This is a genomic window from Streptacidiphilus alkalitolerans (assembly GCF_042511045.1).
Classification (GTDB): domain Bacteria; phylum Actinomycetota; class Actinomycetes; order Streptomycetales; family Streptomycetaceae; genus Streptacidiphilus; species Streptacidiphilus alkalitolerans.
In genome coordinates this window covers 20,807-42,709 of the sequence record NZ_JBHEZX010000030.1, presented here as the reverse complement: position 1 = coordinate 42,709, position 21,903 = coordinate 20,807, and the positions used below count along the sequence as shown (strand labels likewise).

Here is a 21,903-nt window from a genome sequence, read left to right as displayed (position 1 = left end):
CGTTCAGCCGTCGCTCGGTCGTCCCTCGACAAACCTTACGCATTCCCCGGCTACAGCGGGCACTGCGGTCATGCCATTCCCGCCTCACGCATTTGGCGGAGCTCCTTCTTCAGTTCGTTGACCTCGTCGCGCAACCGTGCGGCCACCTCGAACTGCAGCTCGGCCGCGGCATTGTGCATACGCTCCGTCAGTTCGGCGATCAGGTCGGCCAGCTCGGCGGCCGGCAGGCCCTTGGCGTCGGCCGCGCCGCGCTTGCCGACCGCGCCCAGCGCGGGGACCGGCGCCTTGCTGCCCCGTCCGCCCTTGACCCCGCCCGGCTGGCGGTAGCCGGTGCTCAGCAGTTCGCCGGTGTCGATGTCCTCGCGGGCGATCGAGTCCAGGATGTCGCCGATCTTCTTCCGCAGCGGCTGCGGGTCGATGCCGTGCTCGGTGTTGTACGCGATCTGGATGTCGCGGCGGCGGTTGGTCTCCTCGATGGCCTTCTCCATCGCCGGGGTGATCCGGTCCGCGTACATGTGCACCTGGCCGGAGACGTTGCGGGCGGCGCGGCCGATGGTCTGGATCAGCGAGGTGCCGGAGCGCAGGAAGCCCTCCTTGTCCGCGTCCAGGATGGCGACCAGGGAGACCTCGGGCAGGTCGAGGCCCTCGCGCAGCAGGTTGATGCCGACCAGGACGTCGTACTCCCCGGCCCGCAGCTCGCGCAGCAGCTCGACCCGGCGCAGCGTGTCGATGTCGCTGTGCAGGTACCTGACCCGGATGTCCAGGTCGAGCATGTAGTCGGTGAGGTCCTCGGACATCTTCTTGGTGAGGGTGGTGACCAGGACCCGTTCGTCCTTCTCCACCCGCAGCCGGATCTCGTGGATCAGGTCGTCGATCTGGCCCTCGGTGGGCTTGATCACCACCTCCGGGTCGATCAGGCCGGTCGGCCGGATGATCTGGTCGACCTGGCCGTCGCCGCGGGAGAGCTCGAACTTCCCGGGCGTGGCGGAGAGGTAGACCGTCTGTCCGATCCGCTCCAGGAACTCCTCCCACTTCAGCGGGCGGTTGTCCATCGCCGAGGGCAGCCGGAAGCCGTTCTCGACCAGCGCCCGCTTGCGCGAGGCGTCGCCCTCGTACATCGCGCCGATCTGCGGGACGGTGACATGGGACTCGTCGATGACCAGCAGGAAGTCCTCGGGGAAGTAGTCCATGAGGGTGTTCGGCGCGGTGCCGGAATCACGGCCGTCGATGTGCCGGGAGTAGTTCTCGATGCCCGCGCAGCTGCCGATCTGACGCATCATCTCGATGTCGTAGGTGGTGCGCATCCGCAGCCGCTGGGACTCCAGCAGCTTGCCCTGCTTGTCCAAGGTGGCGAGGGTCTGCTCCAACTCCTCCTCGATCCCGTTGATGGCGCGTTCCATCCGCTCCGGGCCGGCGATGTAGTGCGAGGCCGGGAAGACGTAGAGCTCCTGGTCCTCGGTGATCACCTCGCCGGTGAGCGGGTGCAGGGTGGTCAGCGCCTCGATCTCGTCGCCGAACATCTCGATCCGGACCGCGAGCTCCTCGTACACCGGGAAGATCTCGATGGTGTCGCCGCGGACCCGGAAGGTGCCGCGGGTGAAGGCGACGTCGTTGCGGGTGTACTGGATGTCGACGAAGCGGCGCAGCAGGGCGTCCCGGTCGACCTCCTCGCCGACCTTGAGCCGGACCATCCGGTCGACGTACTCCTGCGGGGTGCCGAGGCCGTAGATGCAGGAGACGGAGGCGACCACGATGACGTCGCGCCGGGTCAGCAGCGAGTTGGTGGCGGAGTGGCGCAGCCGCTCCACCTCCTCGTTGATGGAGGAGTCCTTCTCGATGTAGGTGTCCGTCTGCGCGATGTACGCCTCGGGCTGGTAGTAGTCGTAGTACGAGACGAAGTACTCGACCGCGTTGTTGGGGAACAGCTCGCGGAACTCATTGGCGAGCTGCGCGGCCAGGGTCTTGTTCGGCGCCATCACCAGGGTGGGCCGCTGGAGCTTCTCGATCATCCACGCGGTGGTGGCGGACTTGCCGGTGCCGGTCGCGCCGAGCAGGACGATGTCCTTCTCACCTGCACGGATGCGCTTTTCCAGGTCGGCGATGGCGGTGGGCTGGTCGCCGCTGGGCTGGTAGGGACTGACGACCTCGAAGGGCGCCACGGATCGCTCAAGATCGGTGATGGGTCTCACGCAGTCAACCGTACGACCTGCCACTGACAATTCCCGGCGGTTCCCTGCGCCGGGCTACCGCCGGGCCGGGACGGGGGCCTCCGCAAGCCGGGGCGGGGGCCCGGTTCAGGCCACCGCGGCGCTGTCGCGGGCCAGCGCGACCAGCCGGGACACCGCGCGCAGGTACTTCTTGCGGTAGCCGCCGTTCAGCATCTCCTCGCTGAATATCCGGTCGAACGGCAGCCCGGAGGCCACCACCGGCAGCTCCCGGTCGTACATCCGGTCGGCCAGCACCACCAGGCGCAGCGCCGTGCTCTGGTCCTGGACCGGGACGACCCCGGTCAGGCAGACCGCGCCGACGCCGTCCAGCAGCGCCCCGTAGCGGCTCGGGTGGACCGCGGCGAGGTGCGCGAGCAGCTCCTCGAAGCCGTCCAGCGAGGCTCCGCCGCCCAGCCGGGCGGCCACCGCCCCGACCTGGGCGTCCGAGTAGGGGGCCGGGGCCTCGGGCAGGCCGCGGTGGCGGTAGTCCTGGCCGTCGATCCGGACGCTGCGGAAGCGCGAGGACAGGCCCTGGATCTCGCGCAGGAAGTCGGCGGCGGCGAAACGCCCCTCGCCGAGCTTGCCCGGCAGTGTGTTGGAGGTGGCCGCGAGCTTCACCCCGGCCTCGGCCAGCCGGCTGAGCAGAGTGGAGACCAGCACGGTGTCGCCCGGGTCGTCCAGTTCGAACTCGTCGATGCAGAGCAGCTTGTGTCCTGACAGCGCCGCGACGGCCTGCTGGAAGCCGAGCGCGCCTACCAGGTTGGTCAGCTCCACGAAGGTGCCGAAGGCCTTGGGGCCCGGTGCGGCGTGCCAGAGCGAGGCCAGCAGATGGGTCTTGCCGACGCCGTAGCCGCCGTCCAGGTAGACCCCGGCCGGGCCGGCCTGGACCGGGGCGGGGCGGCCGAACCAGCGCTTCTTCGCCTCCGGCGCGTCCAGGGTGGCCGCGAACGCCTCCAGCACCCGGACCGCCTCGGCCTGGCTGGGCTGGGCCGGGTCCGGGTTGTAGCTGCTGAACCGGGCGCCCTGGAAGCGCGGCGGCGGCACCATTTCGGCGACCATCCGGTCGGCGGGCACGACCGGGCGGCGCGAGGTCAGCGCGACCGGCTGGGCGTCCGGCTGGCTTTCGGTCGCGGCGTCGCGGAGGACGGCGGGGAGGTCGGCGGGAGCAGGCACAGCTCCCAAGCGTACGGTCCCGCAGGGCGTGGAAGACTCCTGGTTATGCGACGACTGCTGCCCACAGCATCCGATGTGACAGACCTCACCACCCTGCAGGGTCTGGCCGAGGCGTACGCCTACCCCGAGGCGGTCACCCGCGGCCGGCCCTGGCTGCGCGCCAACATGGTCTCCAGCCTGGACGGCGCGGCCCGGCTGGACGGGCTGTCCGACGGGCTGTCCTCCGAGGCCGACAAGCGGATCTTCGGCGTGCTGCGCGCGCTCGCCGACGTGGTGCTGGTCGGCGCGGAGACCGTACGCGCCGAGGGCTACCGCCCGGCCCGGGCGCGGGCCGAGTTCGCCGCGGCCCGGGAGGCGAACGGCCAGGCCGCGGTGCCTGCCATCGCCGTGGTGACCGGCCGGCTCGACCTCGACCTGAAGTCCCCGCTGTTCACCGAGCCGCTGGTGCCGACCCTGGTGGTCACCGCCGCGAGCGCCCCCGCCGACGCGCTGCGGGCGGCCCGGCAGGTGGCCGACGTGGTGATCGCCGGGGACGAGCGGGTGGACCCGGCGGCCGCGGTCGCGGCACTGGCCGAGCGCGGCTGGACCCGGCTGCTGACCGAGGGCGGCCCGGGTCTGCTGGGCCAGTTGACGGCCGCCGGAGTGCTGGACGAGCTGTGCCTCTCGCTGGCGCCGCTGCTCGCGGCCGGCGACGCCCCTAGGATCTCCCATGGCCCCGCGGCACTGGCGGAGCGGATGGATCTTGTTTCGCTGCTTGAGGAGAAAGGTTTCCTCTTCGCCCGCTACGCCCGTAGCGTGAACCCCGCCGACTAGCGGAAGCAGATCTTCCGGGTAGCAGGTGTATTCCCTCCTCAACGGGCAGGATGGACAACCAGTGGGGCCGGGGGAACCGGAACGAGAAGGGACGCGCGTGTTCACGACCGTACTGTTGATCGAGAAGGCTCTCTCGGATGCCGACATCGAGCTGATCACCACGCTGCACGGCGACGAGCAGGTCGCCTTCCACGTCCTGATGCAGCCGCGCGGCAAGCAGGACGAGTTCCTGCGTGCGGTCGACGACGTGGCCTTCGGCTATCTCGACCGGGCCGCGCACGAACGCGAGGAGCCGCAGGGCGAGGACGCGGTGAGCGCCGCCGCGGCCGGCCTCGACCACACGCTGCAGGGGCTGCGCACCGCCGGGGCGACCGCCACCGGGCGGGTGGTGGACGAGAACCCGCTGGAGGATCTCAAGGCGCTGGTGGAGAACGTGGAGGCGGACGAGGTCATCGTGCTCGCCGCGCCGCACTGGATCGAGGGGCTGTTCCACCGCGACTGGGCCTCGCAGGCCAGGCACAAGGTCGGTGTGCCGGTGCTGCAGCTCTTCGCCCAGCAGGACTGAGCCTGCCAGAACCGGGCCCGGGAGGTCGGGCCCGGAAGGACGGGTCCGTGCGGCCGGTACTGGCAGAATCATGCCTGACCGCCCCGCCAGCACCCGACCACGGGAGAGCACCAGTGACGTCCCCCGCCTCCGCCCCCCTTGCCGCACCGCACTTCATCGGGATCGGCGGCGCGGGCATGTCCGGCCTCGCCAAGATCCTGGCGCTGCGCGGGGCCCAGGTCTCCGGCAGCGACGCCAAGGAGTCCACCGTCGTGCTCGCGCTCAAGCAGCTCGGCGCGGAGGTCTTCGTCGGGCACGCCGCCGAGCACCTCCCGGCCAGGGCCAGCTGCGTGGTGGTCTCCAGCGCCATCCGCGCCGACAACCCCGAGCTGGTCGCGGCACAGCAGCGCGGCCTGCCGGTGCTGCACCGCGCCGACGCGCTGGCGGCGCTGATGAGCGGCCACCGCGGCCTGGCCGTGGCCGGCACCCATGGCAAGACCACGACCACCAGCATGCTCGCGGTCAGCCTCACCGCGCTCGGCCTGGACCCGTCCTTCGCCATCGGCGGCGACCTCAACGAGCCCGGCAGCAACGCCCACCACGGCACCGGCGAGATCTTCGTGGCCGAGGCGGACGAGAGCGACCGCAGCTTCCAGAAGTACTCCCCCGAGGTCGCCATCGTCCTCAACGTGGAACTGGACCACCACGCCAACTTCGCCTCCATGGACGAGATCTTCGAAGCCTTCGAAGCCTTCGTGGCCCGGATCACCCCCGGCGGCACCCTGGTCCTGGACGTGGACCACGCCGGCGCGGCCGAGCTCGCCGCCAAGGTCGCCGGGCGCGAGGACTTGCGGATCGTCGGGGTGGGCGAGTCCGAGGCCGCCGACCTGCGGATCCTCCGGATCACCCCGCGCGGGATGACCAGCGAGGTCACCGTGCTGCACCAGGGCGTCGAGCTGGCCTTCACGGTGTCCGTGCCGGGACGGCACTACGCCCACAACGCCGTCGCCGCGCTCGCCGCTGGGATCGCCCTGGGCGTGCCGGCCGCCGAGCTCGCGGAGGCGCTCGGCAGCTACCAGGGCGTCCGGCGCCGGCTCCAGCTCAAGGGCGAGGTGCGCGGCGTCCAGGTGATCGACTCCTACGCGCACCACCCCACCGAGATCGCCGCCGACCTGGAGGCGATCAACGAGGCCTCCGGCGGCGGCCGGGTCCTGGTGGTGTTCCAGCCCCACCTGTTCAGCCGTACCCAGCAGCTCGGCGCGGAGATGGGCGAGGCGCTGTCGCACGCGGACGCGGTCGTCGTGCTCGACATCTACCCGGCCCGCGAGGACCCGGTGCCCGGCATCACCAGCGCCCTGGTGGTCGACGCCGCCCGCGCCCACGGCGCGGACACCACCCACGCCCACTCCCTGGCGGACGTCCCGGACCTGATCGCGGGAATCGCCAAGGAGGGGGACCTTGTTCTCACCATGGGCGCCGGGGACGTGACCTATCTCGGCCCGGAGATCCTCGCCCGTCTCGCCCTCGCCTGAAAGGCAGGTCCCGCCATGTCGTCCTACGAGATCGAGAAGACCGACGCCGAGTGGCGTGCGCAGTTGACCCCGCAGGAGTACGCCGTCCTGCGCCAGGCCGGCACCGAGCGCGCCGGCGTGGGTGAGTACACCGACACCAAGACCGAGGGCGTCTACTCCTGCCGCGCCTGCGGCAACGAGCTGTTCAGCTCGGAGACCAAGTTCGACAGCCACTGCGGCTGGCCCTCGTACTTCTCCCCCCTCGCCGAGGACCGGGTGCAGTACATCGAAGACACCACCATGGGCATGCGCCGGGTCGAGGTGCGCTGCGCCAAGTGCGGCTCGCACCTGGGGCACGTCTTCGAGGGTGAGGGCTACGGCACCCCCACCGACCAGCGCTACTGCATCAACAGCATCTCGCTGAAGCTGCGCCCGACCGAGGGCTAGCAAGCCGGAGGGTCAGGCCCTGAACGGCACCCGGGGGATGCGGATGCCCAGCTCGTCGCGGAGCGCGGTGCGGGCGGCGAGGTAGCCGGGCATGCCGTGCACCCCGGGCCCCGGCGGGGTGGACGCCGAGCAGAGGTAGGCGCCGCGGATCGGGGTCCGGTACGGGTTCCAGCGGGGGGCCGGGCGGAGCACGGACTGACGGAGCGTCATCGCGCCGGCGCCGATGTCGCCGCCGACGTAGTTGGGGTTGTAGCGCTCCAGCTGCGCGGTGGTCAGCGAGCGCCGGGCCAGCACGGTGTCGCGGAAGCCGGGGGCGTGCTCCTCGATCAGCGCGGTGATCGTCTCCGCCGCGTCCTCCGGGCTGCCGTGCGGGACATGGGCGTAGGCCCACAGCGGGTACGCGCCCGGCCGGCCGCGCCCGGGATCGGCCGCGGCCGGGTCCATCACCAGGACGAAGGGCCGGTCGGAGCGGATCCCCCGGGCGTTGCGGCTCTCCTGGGCGAAGACCTCGGCCCGGGTGCCGCCGAGGTGCAGGGTCCCGGCCCGGTGCAGCTCCGGATGGGTCCAGGGGACGCGCTCGGAGAGCAGGAAGTCGGTCTTGGCGGCGCCGGGGCCGTACCGCACGGCGGCCAGCGCCCGGGCGTAGCGGGCGGGCAGTTCCGGTCCGGCGATCCGCAGGAACTCGCGCGGGCCGAGGTCGGCCAGCACGATCCCGGCCGGGCGGACCTGGTCCAGGCGCTGGATCCGGACCCCCGTGCGGATGCTGCCGCCGTGGGCCAGCAGGTCGTCGGCCAGGGCCCGGGCGATGCTCGCGCTGCCGCCCTCGGGCACCGGCCAGCCGCTGGTGTGGGCGAGGTGCCCGAGCAGCAGGGCGACCCCCGCGCCCGGGACGCTGGGCAGCGGGCCGAGGACATGGGCGGCCACCCCCGCCAGCAGGGCCGGGGCCAGGTCGCCGCGGAACTGCAGCCGGGCCAGCGGGGTCCCGTGCCGCAGCACCCTGGGGGCGAGCAGCAGCGGGGCGGCCGGGCCGCGCGGCGGGTGGCGCAGGTCGGAGAGCAGCAGCTCGACCAGTTCGCCGCTGCGGGCCGCCAGCGGGGCCATCAGCCGGGTCCAGGCGGGCCCGTCCGGGCCGAGCCCCTCGGCGGTGGCGGCCAGGTCGCGCCAGGCCAGGGCCGCACGTCCGTCCGCGAGCGGATGGGCGTAGGAGAGCTCGGGGGTGAGCAGCCGGACGCCGCGCCCCGGGAGGTCGAAGGCGCGCATGAAAGGCGAGGCGGCGGCCATCGGGTGGACCGCGGCGCAGATGTCATGGACCACGTCCGGTTCGAACAGCGGCACCGAGCGCAGTCCGCCGCCGTAGCTGTCGGCCGCTTCGTACACGGTGACCCTGAGCCCGGCGCGGGCCAGAGTGACGGCGGCGGCCAGACCGTTCGGGCCGGAACCGATGACGGCGGCGTCGCCGGGGGCCGTGGCGCTGCTGCGCGGGAGTCGGGGCACCGGGCCAGCAAAACACAGGCCGCGACGCCGACGCGAGGGGCGAATGGGACCCATGCGGGCAAGTGGCACAACAGGCTCAGGCAAAGCTCAAATCTAGCTCTGAGAATCGCGGCGGCCTCTTCCCCGCTGTCGGAAGGCGAGACATGCTCAGCGTTATGGAGCCGGGTGCGGGGGACCCGGCTCCTCTCGCTTTCCGGAGGTGCGGGATGAGCATCGATCTGGAGTACGCCGAGTTCGCGGTGTCCGGCGCGGCGGTGGGCGCGGCGGCGGTGCGCCAGCTGTGGTGCGCGGCCAGGACCCGGCGCCGACGGGGCGCCAACCGGATGATGGCGGCGGCGCTGCTGCTGAACCTGCTGCTCGGTGGCGCGGCCACGCTCGACTGGGCCGACGACAGCATCAAGGGGACCCAGACCGGAGCGTATCCGCCGCTGCTGTGGCCGCTGGCGCTGTTCGCGGTCGGAGCGGTGGTCTCGCTCGCGGTGAACGCACGCCCGGGGCCCGCGGCGGGCCCGGTGCGCACCGCCGTCCCGGTGCGGTTCCGGGACAGCGGTGTGCGGGAGCGCGAACGGCGCCGCGCCGCCTAGGGTCTGCTCCTGGCGGCGATGTGACCGGCCGTCAGGCCAGGCCGGCCAGCAGGTCGGCGATCGGCTTGCGGCGCCCGGTGAAGAAGGGCACCTCCTCGCGGACGTGCAGCCGGGTCTCCGAGGCACGCAGGTCGCGCATCAGGTCCACGATCCGGTAGAGGTCGTTCGCCTCGAACGCCAGCAGCCACTCGTAGTCGCCGAGCGCGAACGAGGCGACCGTGTTGGCCCGCACGTCCGGGTAGCCGCGGGCCAGCATGCCGTGCTCCATCAGCAGCCGGCGGCGCTCGGCGTCCTCCAGCAGGTACCACTCGTACGAGCGGACGAAGGGGTAGACGCAGATGTAGTCGCGCGGGGTCTCGTCGGCCAGGAACGCCGGGATGTGCGACTTGTTGAACTCGGCCGGGCGGTGCAGCGCCATGTTCGACCAGACCGGCTCCAGCGCGCGGCCGAGCCGGGTGCGGCGGAAGCGGTTGTACGCCTCCTGCAGGTCGTCGCTGTTCTCGGCGTGCCACCAGATCATCAGGTCGGCGTCGGCGCGCAGCCCGGAGACGTCGTAGGTGCCGCGGACGGTGACGTCCTTCTCGGCGAGCTGCGCGAACAGCTCCTCGACCTCGGCGGCGTGGACGCCGCGGTCGTCCGGAAGCACGTCCTTCAGCCGGAACACCGACCAGAGGGTGTACCGGATGACCTTGTTGAGGTCGCGTGCCTTCTTCGTGGGTTCGGTGCTCTCGGTCATGCGGACATTCTCCCCTCCGCCGTGAGTGCTCCCCGCACCAGGTCCGCCGCCTTCCAGCCGCTGGCCACACAGGCCGGGATGCCGACCCCCTGGTAGGCCGCGCCGCACAGGGCCAGGCCCGGCAGCTCGGCGGTCAGCTTCTCGATCCGGGCCACCCGGTCCAGGTGGCCCACCGGGTACTGCGGCAGCCCGCCGCGCCAGCGGGTGACCGTGCTCGCGTACGGGACGGCGGCCAGGCCGGCCGCCGCGCCCAGGTCCCGGAGCGAGCGGGCGACCAGCTCGGCGTCGTCCAGGTCGAGGTCCTGCTCCTCCTGGTGGCGGCCGACCGAGGTGCGCAGCACAAAGCTGTCCGGGGCGGCCTCGGCGAGCCAGCGCCACTTGTTGCTGGAGAAGGTGGACGCCTTGATCGCCCGGCCGTCCACCGGCGGCACCAGGAAGCCGCTGCCTTCGAGCCGCCCCAGTTCGGAGCGCTGGAAGGCCAGCGTGACCAGGGCCATCCCGGCGTACTCGACGGCGGCCAGCTCGGCCGCGGCGGCCGGGGCCTCGGCGGCGAGCAGCCGGGCGGCGACCGGCGCGGGCACGGCCAGCACCACGGCGTCGGCGGTCAGCTCGGCCGTATCCGTCCGGACGCTCCAGCCCTCGGCGGTACGGCGCAGCGCGCGCGCCTCGGTGCCCATCCGCAGCTCGACCCCGGCGGCCCGGCAGGCCTCGGCGACGGCGAGCGGCAGCCGCCCGATGCCGCCGTCGATGCCCTGGAACACCGGCGCCGGGTTGGCCGGGGCCGCCGCCTGCAGCGCGCGCACCCCCTCGATCAGCGAGCCGCCGCGGCGGGCCAGCGGCAGCAGCTGCGGGACGGCGGCGCGCAGCGAGAGCTGGTCCGCGTGCCCGGCGTAGACCCCGCCGAGCAGCGGTTCGACCAGCCGTTCGACCACCTCGCGGCCGAGCCGCTCGCCGATGTAGGCGCCGACCGCGACGTCGTCGGCGACCTCGGCCGGGGGGCGGGTGAGGTCCTCGGCGATCCTGGCCATGCCCTGCGCCGAGACCACGCCGGAGGCGGCCAGCGCGTCCAGGTCGCCGGGGACGCCCATCAGGTGGCCGGTGGGCATCGGGCGCAGCTCGCCCCTGGTCCAGATCGCGGCCCTGGCCGTGGCCGGCGGCTGCAGGGCCTCGCCGAGGCCGACGGCGCGGGCCAGCGCCACCGCCTCCGGACGGCGGGCCAGCATCGACTCCGCGCCCAGGTCCACCGGGATGCCCGCGAGCTCGCCGCTGCGGAGCTTGCCGCCGGGCCGGTCCCCGGCTTCGAGCAGGACCACGGTGGCGCTCGGTGTACTGCCGTCCGCGCCGCTGAGGCGGGCGGCGGCGGCGAGACCGGCGATGCCGCCGCCGATCACGATCACCCGGGGGCGTGCGGGGGTCCCATCAGCGCTGCTGTGCATGCCTTTCACTCTCCCACAGCGCGATTCCGACTCCGGATCGAGACCCTGATGTGACGCACCGTCCGGAACCCGCCCCCGCCCGGCCGAGTCCAATCCGCAGATCGGCCCGCGAGGGGCGGGCCGTACAGCGGGAGGGGACACCATGGGCGCTACGGCGGGCACAGGGGGCGCGCACAGACGGAAGGGCGCGGCACTGGCGGCGGTGGTACTGGCGGCAGGGCTGGCGCTGGGCGGCTGCGGTGCCGCGGGTGGGCACAGCAACTCCAGTGCCGGGGGCAAGGCCGCGGTCGCGCCGCAGGCGGCGGACGGCGGCGCGGCGAGGAACGCGGCCGGCTCCGACGCGGCTCCGGGCGGCACCGGCACCGCCGGCAAGGCCGGGACCGGGACCAAGGTCACGCCGAACGCCCCGACCGGCCGGTCGATCATCTACACCGGCGAGATCCAGCTGCGGACCAGGGGGAGCGGCGGCGCGGACGGTGTCGACGCCGCCGTCGCCAGCGCCGAGCAGCTGGTGAGCGCGGCGGGCGGGTTCATCGACTCGGAGGTGGCCGGCAGCGACGGCCTGCTGCCCGAGCCCTACGCCGACCAGGCGCCGGCCGGGGACACCGGGGTGGGCAGCGCCGCGTCCCGGCCGCTGCCGCAGCCCGACGCGGTCGGCGGCGAGTCGGCGCAGCTGGTGCTGCGGATCCCGGTGGACTCCTACGACCGGGTGTACCAGCAGCTGCTGAAGCTGGGCACGGTGCTGGCGCACCAGCGCCAGGCCCAGGACGTCACCCAGCAGGTGGTCGACACCAGCAGCCGGGTGAAGACCCAGCAGGCCAGCGTGGCCCGGGTCCGGGCGCTGATGGACCGGGCCCAGAGCATCGCCGACATCACCGCGCTGGAGCAGGATCTGACCCAGCGTCAGGCGGACCTGGAGTCGCTGGAGTCGCAGCTGGCCGCGCTGCAGTCGCAGACCGCGATGTCCACGGTGACCCTGCAGCTGTACTCGAAGGCGGTGCCGCCCCCGGCCGCCGGGTCGAAGAGCGGCGGGCTCTCGGTGCTCGGCGCGCTGAAGGACGGCTGGCACGCCCTGTACGAGACGGTACGGGCCCTGCTGATCGCGCTGGCGGCCTCGCTGCCGTTCCTGGTGCCGCTGGCCGTGCTGGCCTGGCTGGTGCGGCTGCTGCTCCGGCGGCGCACCGTGCCGGCGCCGGAGCGGCAGCCGCTGCTCCAGGAGCCGGAGCCGGAGGACTGACCCGTCGGCGACCGGGCGCCGCCGCTCGGAGGAACCGGGCGGCGGCACCCCTGCGCGCGGACCGTCAGACCGCGCTGCGCTCGTGCACGTGGGCGACCAGCTTGGTCAGCGCGTCCGGGTCGGTGCTCGGCAGCACCCCGTGGCCGAGGTTGAAGATGTGCCCGCGCCCGCTCGCCTTCGCCGCCGCCAGCACCTCGTCGGCCTTGGCGCGGACCACGGCCTCCGGGGCGAACAGCAGGGTCGGGTCCAGGTTGCCCTGCAGCGCCTTGCCGGGGGCGACCCGGCGGGCGGCCTCGTCCAGCGGCACCCGCCAGTCGACGCCGACCACGTCCGCGCCGGCGTCGCCCATCAGGCCGAGCAGCTCGCCGGTGCCCACGCCGAAGTGGATCCGCGGCACGCCGTACCCGGCGACCGCCTCGAAGACCTTGGCGCTGGCCGGCATCACCGAGCGGCGGTAGTCGTCCGGGGCCAGCGCGCCGACCCAGGAGTCGAACAGCTGGACCGCGGAGGCGCCGGCCTCGATCTGCACCTTGAGGAACGCGGCGGTGATCCCGGAGAGCCGGTCCAGCAGCTCCTGCCACAGCTCCGGGTCGCCGTACATCAGCGCCTTGGTGTTCTCGTGGTTCTTCGAGGGGCCGCCCTCGACCAGGTAGCTGGCCAGCGTGTACGGGGCCCCGGCGAAGCCGATCAGCGGGGTCGCGCCCAGCTCGGCCACCAGCAGGCCGATGGCCTCGGTGACATAGGAGACGTCGTCCGGCTCCAGCGCGCGCAGCTGGGCCAGACCGGCCCGGTCGCGGATCGGGTTGGCCACCACCGGGCCGACGCCCGGCTTGATGTCCAGGTCCACGCCGATGGCCTTGAGCGGCACCACGATGTCGCTGAAGTAGATGGCCGCGTCCACCTGGTGCCGGCGCACCGGCTGCAGGGTGATCTCCTTGACCAGCTCCGGCATCATGCAGGAGTCGAGCATGGCGATGCCCTCACGGACCTTCAGGTACTCCGGCAGCGACCGCCCGGCCTGGCGCATGAACCACACCGGCGTATGCGGCACCGCCTCCCCCCGGCAGGCGCGCAGGAACGCGGAGTCGTGAAGCGCCCCGGTCGGCCCGGTGCTTCGGTTGCTGTTCTCGGTCACGGTCCCACTCACACTCTCGCTCACGGTGCAAATCCTCGCACGCGGCGAACCCGGCCCACGCCGCGCCCGTGGTGCCTCCGCGACGGGAAGGTGCCAGCGTCCTAGTCTTCCGACATGGCAGCCGTCAGCAGGGACCCAAGCGAGGACGGAGCGCCCGGCGTTCCCCCGGCCTTCCGGGAGGCTGTCGAGGCACTGCGCGGCGCGCGGCTGCGTCCCGAGGTGGTGATCGGCGACACCCCGGCGCCCCGGAAGCTGGCCCCGTACGCCTTCGCGCTGACCGCGACGATCGAGGTGGACGGCGAGGAGCTGGCGGACGGACGCCTGGTCCTGCTGCACCAGCCGGGCGGCCACGAGGCCTGGGACGGCGAGTTCCGGCTGGTCTCGCTGGGGCGCGCCGAGCTGGAGGCCGAGATGGCCGACGACCCGCTGCTCTCCGACGTCGGCTGGTCCTGGCTGATGGACGCCCTGGAGCAGCAGGGCGCCCGCTTCACCGAGCCGAGCGGCACGGTCACCCGCTGCTCCTCGCACTACTTCGGCGCGCTGGCCGAGCGGGAGACCTCGACCGAGATCGAGATCCGGGCCTCCTGGACGCCGGTGCAGGACGGGGCCCCCGGTTCCGCCGCGGGCTTCGCCGAGCATCTGCGGGCCTGGTGCGAGCTGCTGTGCCTGTGCGCGGGGCTTCCTCCGGCGCCGGGGGTGCCGGAGCCGGCGGCGGCGCGTTCCGGCGGTGTGGTGCCCATGCCCACCCGGCGACGCCCGGTCTGATGAACAGCTGACCCGACTACCGAGGATTTCGGTCAGGCGTTCGGCGTGTCGACCGCTTTTGATCACTTTAGGGTGACTTACGCTCGGTCGAGCTGGTCAAAATGCGCGTTGTGCCCGATTTGATACTCACTCAATCGTGATCTTTCGCTAAAGCCGGGCACGTTTCATGCCGAAGCAGTCAGTGACCCTTTCCACACGAGGACCCCACCCCATCAGCACCCGCCCGGGTCCCCGCGCCATCCCCTCAGGAGGCCTGGTGTCTGTTCTTCTGGAGCACCCCGCAAACCTGGTCGCCTACCGTCCGACCAAGCCCACCGCGATGGTTGTCGTTGCCGACCCCCGGGTACGCAGCACCGTCACCCGCCAACTGTGGGCACTGGGCGTTCGCGACGTGATCGAGGCTTCCTCCCTCGCCGAGGCCCGTCCCCGGGTCGGCACCCCCCGCGACATCTGCGTGGCCGACGTCCACCTCCCGGACGGCTCCGGCCTGGCGATCCTCGCCGAGACCCGTGCCGCGGGCTGGCCGAACGGCCTGGCCCTCTCCGCCGCCGACGACATCGGCGCCGTCCGCAGCGCCCTGGCCAGCGGCGTCAAGGGCTACGTGGTCACCGGCACCCGGGTCAACGCCGGACTGCCGCAGCGTCCCGGCATGGCCGGCGCGCCGGGCATGAACGGCCGGCAGCTGCCCGGCCACCTGCGCCGCCCCGGCATCCCCGGCGCTCCCGGCGCCGCGCCGGGCGCGGCCCCCGGCGTCCCCGGCACTCCCCCGCCGCCCGCCTACCGCGAGCTGTCCGGCCGTGAGGTCGAGGTGCTGCGACTGGTCGCCGAGGGGCAGTCCAACAAGGCCATCGGGGTCGCGATGGGCCTGTCCGCGCTGACCGTGAAGAGCCACCTGGCCCGGATCGCCCGCAAGCTGGGCACCGGCGACCGGGCCGGCATGGTCGCCGTCGCGCTGCGTACCGGAATCATCCACTAGTACGCCCTGTGCCCCGGTTGTCCGAGGGAACGTTCCTCCTCCTCGGACCGCCGGGGCGCAGCCATGTTCACGTGCTCACGCACGGGCGGGCGCGGGGGCGCACGGGCGTAGGCTTGGCGCGTGACCGACGCCCCAGAAACCACCACCGACAGCCAAGAAGCCACCCCAGCGCTCACCACTCCCCCGCCTGCGGCTGGGACCACCGGTGTGGTTGACGCGCTGGAGGCCGTCGGTCCGGTCCCGCTGCTGGAACCCCGCGAGGGCATCCCCCCGGTGGTGGCGGACGCCGCCGCCCTCGCCGCGATCGTGGCCCGTTTCGCCGCCGGAACCGGCCCGGTCGCGATCGACGCGGAACGCGCCTCGGGCTACCGCTACGGCCAGCGCGCCTACCTGGTGCAGCTGCGCCGCGAGGGCGCCGGCAGCACCCTGATCGACCCGGTCGGCTGCCCCGACCTGTCCTCCCTGGGCGCGGCGCTGGCCGACACCGAATGGGTGCTGCACGCCGCCACCCAGGACCTGCCCTGCCTGGCCGAGCTGGGCATGCACCCCACCTCGCTGTTCGACACCGAGCTGGCCGGGCGGATCGCCGGCTTCCCGAGGGTCGGCCTCGGCCCGATGGTCGAGGGGGTGCTCGGCTTCACCCTGGAGAAGGGCCACTCCGCCGTCGACTGGTCCACCCGCCCGCTGCCCGAGCCCTGGCTCCGCTACGCGGCACTGGACGTCGAAGTACTGGTGGATCTGCGGGACGCACTGGAGCAGGAGCTCGCCGACCAGGGCAAGCTGGAGTGGGCCAAGCAGGAGTTCGCCGCCATCGCCGCGGCCGGCCCGCCGCCGCCCCGGGTCGACCCGTGGCGCCGCACCTCAGGGGTGCACAAGGTGCGCAGGCGGCGCCAGCTCGCCGCGATCAAGGAACTGTGGCAGACCAGGGACCGGGTGGCCCGCGAGCGCGACATCTCCCCCGGCCGGATCCTCTCCGACGCCGCGATCGTGGCCGCCGCCCTGGCCATGCCGGTCAACCTGCAGGCGCTGCAGGCCCTGCCCGGCTTCGGCCCGCGGGTGCACCGCCGGGCGCTGGAGCAGTGGTTCGCCGCCCTGGACGCGGCCCGGGCCATCCCCGAGGCGCAGCTCCCGCCGCCGTCCGCCCCGCACGAGGGCCCGCCGCCGCCCCGCTCCTGGGCCGAGAAGGACCCGCTGGCGGCGGCCAGGCTGTCGGCCGCCCGCGCGGCCGTCGGCACGCTGGCCGAGTCGCTGAACCTGCCGCAGGAGAACCTGCTCTCGCCGGAACTGGTGCGCCGGGTCTCCTGGACCACGCCCGGCGACGGCGGCCCCGAGGCGGTCGGCACGGCGCTGCGCGGCCTCGGCGCCCGGGCCTGGCAGGTGGAACTGGCTGCCCCGGTGCTCTCCCACGCCTTCACCGAGGCCCGTGCCGCCGTGGCGGCGAACCGTACCCAGGCGCCCGGCAACTGAGCCGGGGACGTGACCCCGGCCACTCCTGGGGCCCCGGACCGGTCCGGTATGGGCAAGCTAGTTACTAGCGGGTAGCATCAGCGTTGTGTCGCCGCCGACGCAGGTCGCCTGCGGCTGCCCGCACCGGTCCAGCTGGGCCGCCACGTCATTTGGGCCCCCACTTGGGGACTTGGGAGGAGAGCCACCGTGCCTCGTACCGCGAGGGACGTCGTCTTCGTCGACGGCGTCCGCACCCCGTTCGGCAAGGCCGGACCGAAGGGCATCTACGCGGAGACGCGCGCCGACGATCTGGTGATCAAGGCGATCCGCGAGCTGCTGCGCCGCAACCCGAGCCTGGACCCCGCCCGCGTGGACGAGGTCGCCATCGCCGCCACCACCCAGATCGGCGACCAGGGGCTGACCCTGGGCCGCAGCGCCGCGCTGCTCGCGGGCCTGCCCAAGACGGTCCCCGGCTACTCCATCGACCGCATGTGCGCCGGCGCGATGACCGCCGCCACCTCGGTGGCCGGCGGCATCGCCTTCGGCGCCTACGACATCGCCATCGCCGGCGGCGTCGAGCACATGGGCCGGCACCCGATGGGCGAGGGCGTCGACCCCAACCCGCGCTTCCTGTCCGAGAAGGTCGTCGACGAGTCGGCGCTCTTCATGGGCATGACGGCGGAGAACCTGCACGACCGCTTCCCGCACCTGACCAAGGAGCGCTGCGACGCCTACGCCGTGCGCAGCCAGGACAAGGCCGCGAAGGCGTACGCCAACAACAAGATCCAGCCCGACCTGGTGCCGGTCGCCGTGCGCCGCACCAACGAGGCGGCCGGCGAGACCGGCTGGGGCCTGGCCACGGTCGACGAGCCGATGCGCCCGGGCACCACCCTGGAGATGCTGGCGGGCCTGAAGACCCCGTTCCGCCCGCACGGCCGGATCACGGCGGGCAACGCGGCCGGCCTGAACGACGGCGCGACGGCCTCGCTGATCGCCGCCGAGGACGTGGCCCGCGAGCTGGGCCTGCCGGTCAAGATGCGGATGGTCTCCTACGCCTTCGTCGGCGTGGAGCCCGAGGTGATGGGCATCGGCCCGGTCCCGGCGACCGAGAAGGCGCTGGCCAAGGCCGGTCTCGGCATCGCCGACATCGGCGCGTTCGAGATCAACGAGGCCTTCGCCATCCAGGTCCTCTCGATGCTGGACCACTTCGGCCTGGCGGACGACGACGAGCGGGTCAACCCGTACGGCGGCGCGATCGCCTACGGCCACCCGCTGGCGTCCTCCGGCGTCCGGCTGATGACCCAGCTGGCGCGGCGCTTCGAGGAGCGCCCCGACGTCCGCTACGGCCTGACCTCCATGTGCATCGGCATGGGCATGGGCGGAACGGTCATCTGGGAGAACCCGAACTTCGAAGGCGGCAAGTGATGAGCGACACCACCGCGCTGCTGAAGCGCGCTCACGAGCTGTTCCCGGACGAGGTCGTCACCTCGGCCCACGTCCGCCACCTGGACCTGCCGCTCGGCGCCGGCCGGCTGGCGCTGATCACCCTGGACAACGGCTTCGACCACACCAAGCCGACCACCTTCGGGCCCGGCTCGCTGGCCAAGCTGTCCGAGGCGCTGGACCAGGTCGAGGCCGAGGCCGCGGCGGGCTCCATCGCCGCCGTCGGCATCACCGGCAAGCCGTTCATCTTCGCGGTCGGCGCCGACCTCAAGGGCGTCGAGGTGCTCAAGGAGCACAGCGACGCGCTGGCCATCGGCAAGGGCGGCCACGACGTCTTCAAGCGGATCGCCGCGCTGCCGGTCCCCACCTTCACCTTCTACAACGGTGCGGCGATGGGCGGCGGCGTCGAGATCGGCCTGCACTGCGACTACCGCACCGTCAGCACCGGGGTCCCGGCGTTCTCGCTGCCCGAGTGCTTCCTCGGCCTGGTGCCCGGCTGGGGCGGCTGCACCATCCTGCCGAACCTGATCGGCCCGGCCAAGGCGATCTCGGTCATCATCGAGAACTCGCTGTCACAGAACCGTCAGCTCAAGGGCAAGCAGGTGTTCGACCTGGGCATCGCCGACGCGGTGTTCGCCCCGGCCGACTTCCTGGAGCAGTCGCTGCTCTGGGCCGCCACCGTGCTCAAGGGCGAGACCGTGGTGGAGCGGCCCGAGATCGACCGCGGCGAGGCCTGGGACGCCGCTGTGGCGCACGGGCGGGCCGTCGCCGACTCCAAGGTGCACGGCGCCGCTCCGGCCCCGTACCGGGCGCTGGACATCATCGCCGCGGCCAAGGACGGCGACTACCAGGCCGGCTTCGACGCCGAGGACGCGGCGCTGGCCGACCTGATCATGGGCGGCGAGCTGCGCAGCGGCATCTACGCCTTCAACCTGGTGCAGAAGCGCGGCAAGCGCCCGTTCGGCGCGCCGGACAAGTCGCTGGCCCGTCCGGTCACCAAGGTCGGCGTGGTCGGCGCGGGCCTGATGGCCTCGCAGCTGGCGCTGCTGTTCGTCCGTCAGCTCAAGGTGCCGGTGGTGCTCACCGACATCGACCAGGCGCGGGTCGACAAGGGCGTGGGCTACGTCCACGAGGAGATCGACAAGCTGCTCGGCAAGGGCAGGATCAACCAGGACACCGCCAACCGCTTCAAGGGCCTGGTCAGCGGCTCGCTCGACAAGGCCGCGGCGTTCGGCGACGCGGACTTCGTGATCGAGGCGGTGTTCGAGGAACTGGGCGTCAAGCAGCAGGTGTTCGCGGACGTCGAGGCCGTGGTCTCGCCGACCTGCATCCTGGCCACCAACACCTCCTCGCTGTCGGTCACCGAGATGGCCGCCAAGCTGGAGCACCCCGAGCGGGTCGTCGGCTTCCACTTCTTCAACCCGGTGGCGGTGCTGCCGCTGCTGGAGATCGTCCGCGGTGAGCGCACCGACGACGCCTCACTGGCCACCGCGTTCGGCGTGGCCAAGCAGCTGCGGAAGACCGGCGTGCTGGTCAAGGACGCTCCGGCGTTTGTGGTGAACCGGATCCTGACCCGCTTCATGGGCGAGATCCAGCACGTCATCGACGAGGGCACGCCGATCGACGTGGTCGAGAAGGGCGTGGAGCCGCTGGGGCTGCCGATGTCGCCGATCGTGCTGATCGAGCTGGTCGGCCCGGCCATCGCGCTGCATGTGTCGGAGACCCTCCACGCGGCCTTCCCTGAGCGGTTCTCGGTGTCCGAGAACCTGGCCCGGGTGGTCAAGGCCGGCAAGCGCGGGTTCTACAGCTGGGCGACGGGTCAGCAGGAGATCGACCCCGAGGTCGCGGCGCTGCTGCAGGTCGGCGACGTGGTGCTGACGCCGGAGCAGGTGCTGGACCGGGCGCTGACGGCGGTCGCCGAGGAGATCGCGCTGATGCTGGACGAGGGGGTGGTCGCCGAGGCTCAGGACATCGACCTGTGCCTGATCACCGGCGCGGGCTGGCCGTTCCACCTCGGCGGGATCACGCCGTACCTGGACCGCAGCGGCGTTTCGCTCCGCGTCAACGGGAAGCCGTTCCTGGCCCCGGGGATCGCCAGCGTTCCGGTGTAGCCGTCAGTTCTGAGCAGGGGCGCGGGGCTGCTGCGCGGCGATACGTGCACGTAAGTGCATGGCTTGTCGCGCAGTTCCCCGCGCCCCTGCTGTATTGCCTGGCTGAGGCCTCGCGGCAGGTGACCGCCTCAGGGGCGCGGGGAACTGCGCGGGCTAGGCTCGCAGCGCGTGGATGAGGCCGCCGGGGCCCTCGTCGCCCCGGGGTTCGGTGGTGATGGGGCGGCCGTAGGCCGCAGCGCGGTCACGGAGGGTGTGGGCCTCGGCGGCCCAGCCGTGTGCGGCCAGCCAGCCGATCGGGTCGTCGGGCATCTCCGACACCCACATCGACGCCGCCGTCCCCGCCGCGGCGTCCGCCGCGAAGCGGGAGACCACGCCGCGGGAGCCCAGGGTCAGGCCCATCCGGCTGCCCGGCGCGGACTGCTCGCCGATCAGTCCGATCAGCCGCTCCACCGCCTCCTCCGGCAGGTAGATGAGCAGGCCCTCGGCGATCCACACGGTCGGCTGCGAGCGGTCGTGGCCCGCGGCGGCCAGCGCCGCCGGCCAGTCCTCGCGCAGGTCCACGGTCACGGTGATCCGCTCGCAGCGCGGGACGGCCCGCTCCTGGCGCAGCACCGAGTCCTTGAACTCCAGCGGCTCGGCCGTGTCGACCTCGAACAGCCGGGTGCCCTCGGGCCAGTCCATCCGGAAGGCCCTGCTGTCCATCCCCGCACCGAGCAGGACGACCTGCCGGACACCGGCCGCAGCGGCCTGGTCCAGCAGGTCGTCCAGGAACTTCGTTCTGATGATGATCGAGAAGGCCACGCCCAGCCAGCGCCGCCGGGCGGCCTCGTCCAGGTCCGGCAGGGGCGATTCCGGCCCCAGCCCTCCCGCGGTGGCGAAGGCCAGCGCCAGCGGGTCCCGGAACAGCGGGTTCTCCCGTCCGGTCTCCAGCGCCCGCACCCGTGCCACACCGACAGCCGTCGCCCACACCCCGGACGGCTTCACCCGTCCCTGCGCTTCAGTCATACGGGCAGCCTAGCCAGCCCGCGGTCAGCTCGCGGAGGGGGTGGCCGAGGGGGTGGCGGTCGTGGCGGCGTCGATCACCAGCGAGAAGAGCTTCTCGGGCGTCAGCTGCGCCGAGCCGCCGATCACCGTCCGCGCCGTGTCCTGGCCGGTGGCCTGCATGGTCAGCACCGGCACGCTGCCCAGGTTCGCCGAGGCGAAGTCGCTGGTCGAGTCCTTGACCCAGACATTGTGCGCGCCGCTGTCGACGCAGTTGCGGAACACATCCGTGTCCAGCTTCTTGACCTGCTTGGACAGGGCGATCAGCTGCGCCTTGTCAGCGAAGGCGTCGGTGTCCGCCGAAGGCTGGTTGGCCAGCAGCACGGTCCGGTAGGCGCTGAAGTGCCCGGCGTCCTGGGCGCAGCCGAGCGCGTTGGCGGCGTTCAGCGACCCGGTGCCGCCCTTGGCCGCGTCCACGTCGGCCACCTCGCGGTACAGCAGCTTGACGGTGCCGGAGGCGAGCAGCCGGTCCATGGTCGGCCGGTAGGTCTGCTCGAAGGTGGCCGAGGCCGGGTCGCGCAGGTCCTCGTAGAGGGTCAGCGTGACCGGGGTGTGGCCGCTGACCGGCACGGCGAGGTGGCTCGGTCCTGTGCCCGAGGTCGGCGGGGTGAGCTTCTTGGCCGAGTGGTCCCTGACCACGGCGCCGACCGCGCCGGCTGCCGCGAAGACCACGACCACCATGGCCGCCGCACCTATCCAGCGCCGGGTGTGGGTGGCCTTCGGGGCCGTCCCGGCGGCTGCGGCGGTGTCCGTCCCTGAGGGGGCGTTCTTGGTCTTCTTGCCGACGGAGCGCTTCACTCGAAA

At 72.8% G+C, this 21,903-nt stretch carries 19 protein-coding genes; 11 read left to right on the top strand and 8 right to left on the bottom strand.

Features of this window, described 5'->3' with window-relative positions; translation table 11 throughout:
- Positions 1-68: 68 nt before the first annotated feature.
- Together uvrB and zapE are read right to left on the bottom strand one after the other, a co-directional pair.
- Complete coding sequence (gene uvrB / locus ACEZDG_RS37190; RefSeq protein ID WP_380519257.1) at positions 69-2,189, bottom strand: excinuclease ABC subunit UvrB; 2,121 nt, start codon at positions 2,187-2,189, stop codon at positions 69-71.
- 105 nt (positions 2,190-2,294) lie between these two features.
- Positions 2,295-3,266 (bottom strand): cell division protein ZapE, encoded by a 972-nt coding sequence (zapE, locus tag ACEZDG_RS37185; protein ID WP_380519270.1) that lies wholly within the window; start codon positions 3,264-3,266, stop codon positions 2,295-2,297.
- 159 nt (positions 3,267-3,425) lie between these two features.
- Here zapE and ACEZDG_RS37180 point away from each other — a divergent pair, with 159 nt between their 5' ends.
- From ACEZDG_RS37180 to msrB, 4 genes are all read left to right on the top strand, one after another.
- On the top strand, positions 3,426-4,193 hold the full coding sequence (locus ACEZDG_RS37180; protein ID WP_380519254.1) for a pyrimidine reductase family protein: 768 nt from the start codon (positions 3,426-3,428) through the stop codon (positions 4,191-4,193).
- Positions 4,194-4,290: 97 nt separating this feature from the next.
- Positions 4,291-4,758 (top strand): indole-3-glycerol phosphate synthase, encoded by a 468-nt coding sequence (locus ACEZDG_RS37175; RefSeq protein ID WP_380519251.1) that lies wholly within the window; start codon positions 4,291-4,293, stop codon positions 4,756-4,758.
- A gap of 113 nt (positions 4,759-4,871) precedes the next feature.
- Positions 4,872-6,269 carry a UDP-N-acetylmuramate--L-alanine ligase gene (gene murC / locus ACEZDG_RS37170; RefSeq protein ID WP_380519249.1) on the top strand — a complete coding sequence of 466 codons (1,398 nt, stop codon included), beginning with the start codon at positions 4,872-4,874 and terminating at the stop codon, positions 6,267-6,269.
- A 15-nt stretch (positions 6,270-6,284) separates the two neighbouring features.
- Positions 6,285-6,695, top strand: coding sequence for a peptide-methionine (R)-S-oxide reductase MsrB (gene msrB / locus ACEZDG_RS37165; protein WP_380519247.1), 411 nt, complete (start codon positions 6,285-6,287; stop codon positions 6,693-6,695).
- A 12-nt stretch (positions 6,696-6,707) separates the two neighbouring features.
- Here the strand turns inward: msrB and ACEZDG_RS37160 are convergent, their stop codons facing one another.
- Positions 6,708-8,189, bottom strand: a complete 1,482-nt coding sequence (locus ACEZDG_RS37160; protein WP_380519245.1) for a phytoene desaturase family protein — start codon at positions 8,187-8,189, stop codon at positions 6,708-6,710.
- A 206-nt stretch (positions 8,190-8,395) separates the two neighbouring features.
- Between ACEZDG_RS37160 and ACEZDG_RS37155 the strand changes: the two genes are divergently transcribed.
- On the top strand, positions 8,396-8,773 hold the full coding sequence (locus ACEZDG_RS37155) for a hypothetical protein (protein ID WP_380519243.1): 378 nt from the start codon (positions 8,396-8,398) through the stop codon (positions 8,771-8,773).
- A gap of 31 nt (positions 8,774-8,804) precedes the next feature.
- On the opposite strand, the gene hemQ is transcribed toward ACEZDG_RS37155, so the two are convergent.
- Positions 8,805-9,509: a hydrogen peroxide-dependent heme synthase gene (gene hemQ, locus ACEZDG_RS37150; RefSeq protein ID WP_380519240.1), complete on the bottom strand. Its 705-nt coding sequence runs from the start codon at positions 9,507-9,509 to the stop codon at positions 8,805-8,807.
- Positions 9,506-10,945 carry a protoporphyrinogen oxidase gene (hemG, locus tag ACEZDG_RS37145; protein WP_380519238.1) on the bottom strand — a complete coding sequence of 480 codons (1,440 nt, stop codon included), beginning with the start codon at positions 10,943-10,945 and terminating at the stop codon, positions 9,506-9,508. Before hemG ends, hemQ begins: the two co-directional genes overlap by 4 nt.
- A gap of 142 nt (positions 10,946-11,087) precedes the next feature.
- On the opposite strand from hemG, the gene ACEZDG_RS37140 reads away from it, so the two are divergent.
- Positions 11,088-12,182 carry a DUF4349 domain-containing protein gene (locus ACEZDG_RS37140; protein ID WP_380519237.1) on the top strand — a complete coding sequence of 365 codons (1,095 nt, stop codon included), beginning with the start codon at positions 11,088-11,090 and terminating at the stop codon, positions 12,180-12,182.
- 64 nt (positions 12,183-12,246) lie between these two features.
- On the opposite strand, the gene hemE is transcribed toward ACEZDG_RS37140, so the two are convergent.
- Positions 12,247-13,317 carry a uroporphyrinogen decarboxylase gene (hemE, locus tag ACEZDG_RS37135; protein ID WP_380519269.1) on the bottom strand — a complete coding sequence of 357 codons (1,071 nt, stop codon included), beginning with the start codon at positions 13,315-13,317 and terminating at the stop codon, positions 12,247-12,249.
- 114 nt (positions 13,318-13,431) lie between these two features.
- Between hemE and ACEZDG_RS37130 the strand changes: the two genes are divergently transcribed.
- From ACEZDG_RS37130 to ACEZDG_RS37110, 5 genes are all read left to right on the top strand, one after another.
- A complete protein-coding gene (locus ACEZDG_RS37130) occupies positions 13,432-14,082 on the top strand; it encodes a DUF3000 domain-containing protein (protein WP_380519235.1) in 651 nt (216 codons plus the stop codon).
- Between the two features lie 256 nt (positions 14,083-14,338).
- Complete coding sequence (locus ACEZDG_RS37125) at positions 14,339-15,058, top strand: LuxR C-terminal-related transcriptional regulator (RefSeq protein WP_380519234.1); 720 nt, start codon at positions 14,339-14,341, stop codon at positions 15,056-15,058.
- Positions 15,059-15,178: 120 nt separating this feature from the next.
- Positions 15,179-16,525, top strand: coding sequence for an HRDC domain-containing protein (locus tag ACEZDG_RS37120; RefSeq protein WP_380519231.1), 1,347 nt, complete (start codon positions 15,179-15,181; stop codon positions 16,523-16,525).
- 186 nt (positions 16,526-16,711) lie between these two features.
- A complete protein-coding gene (locus ACEZDG_RS37115) occupies positions 16,712-17,929 on the top strand; it encodes a thiolase family protein (RefSeq protein WP_380519229.1) in 1,218 nt (405 codons plus the stop codon).
- Positions 17,929-20,058, top strand: coding sequence for a 3-hydroxyacyl-CoA dehydrogenase NAD-binding domain-containing protein (locus ACEZDG_RS37110; protein ID WP_380519227.1), 2,130 nt, complete (start codon positions 17,929-17,931; stop codon positions 20,056-20,058). The genes ACEZDG_RS37115 and ACEZDG_RS37110 overlap by 1 nt, the downstream gene beginning before the upstream one ends.
- 153 nt (positions 20,059-20,211) lie before the next feature.
- Here ACEZDG_RS37110 and ACEZDG_RS37105 read toward each other — a convergent pair whose 3' ends face one another.
- Both ACEZDG_RS37105 and ACEZDG_RS37100 read right to left on the bottom strand, forming a co-directional pair.
- Positions 20,212-21,063: a class I SAM-dependent methyltransferase gene (locus tag ACEZDG_RS37105; protein WP_380519226.1), complete on the bottom strand. Its 852-nt coding sequence runs from the start codon at positions 21,061-21,063 to the stop codon at positions 20,212-20,214.
- A gap of 24 nt (positions 21,064-21,087) precedes the next feature.
- On the bottom strand, positions 21,088-21,897 hold the full coding sequence (locus ACEZDG_RS37100) for a DsbA family protein (protein WP_380519224.1): 810 nt from the start codon (positions 21,895-21,897) through the stop codon (positions 21,088-21,090).
- Positions 21,898-21,903 lie beyond the last annotated feature (6 nt).

Bases quoted from the DNA above. Each gene is read 5' to 3' on its own strand.
- zapE (WP_380519270.1), bottom strand. From the start codon at position 3,266: ATGGTCGCCGAAATGGTGCCGCCGCCGCGCTTCCAGGGCGCCCGGTTC.
- ACEZDG_RS37180 (WP_380519254.1), top strand. From the start codon at position 3,426: ATGCGACGACTGCTGCCCACAGCATCCGATGTGACAGACCTCACCACC.
- msrB (WP_380519247.1), top strand. From the start codon at position 6,285: ATGTCGTCCTACGAGATCGAGAAGACCGACGCCGAGTGGCGTGCGCAG.
- ACEZDG_RS37155 (WP_380519243.1), top strand. From the start codon at position 8,396: ATGAGCATCGATCTGGAGTACGCCGAGTTCGCGGTGTCCGGCGCGGCG.
- hemQ (WP_380519240.1), bottom strand. From the start codon at position 9,509: ATGACCGAGAGCACCGAACCCACGAAGAAGGCACGCGACCTCAACAAG.
- hemG (WP_380519238.1), bottom strand. From the start codon at position 10,945: ATGCACAGCAGCGCTGATGGGACCCCCGCACGCCCCCGGGTGATCGTG.
- ACEZDG_RS37140 (WP_380519237.1), top strand. From the start codon at position 11,088: ATGGGCGCTACGGCGGGCACAGGGGGCGCGCACAGACGGAAGGGCGCG.
- ACEZDG_RS37130 (WP_380519235.1), top strand. From the start codon at position 13,432: ATGGCAGCCGTCAGCAGGGACCCAAGCGAGGACGGAGCGCCCGGCGTT.
- ACEZDG_RS37110 (WP_380519227.1), top strand. From the start codon at position 17,929: ATGAGCGACACCACCGCGCTGCTGAAGCGCGCTCACGAGCTGTTCCCG.
- ACEZDG_RS37105 (WP_380519226.1), bottom strand. From the start codon at position 21,063: ATGACTGAAGCGCAGGGACGGGTGAAGCCGTCCGGGGTGTGGGCGACG.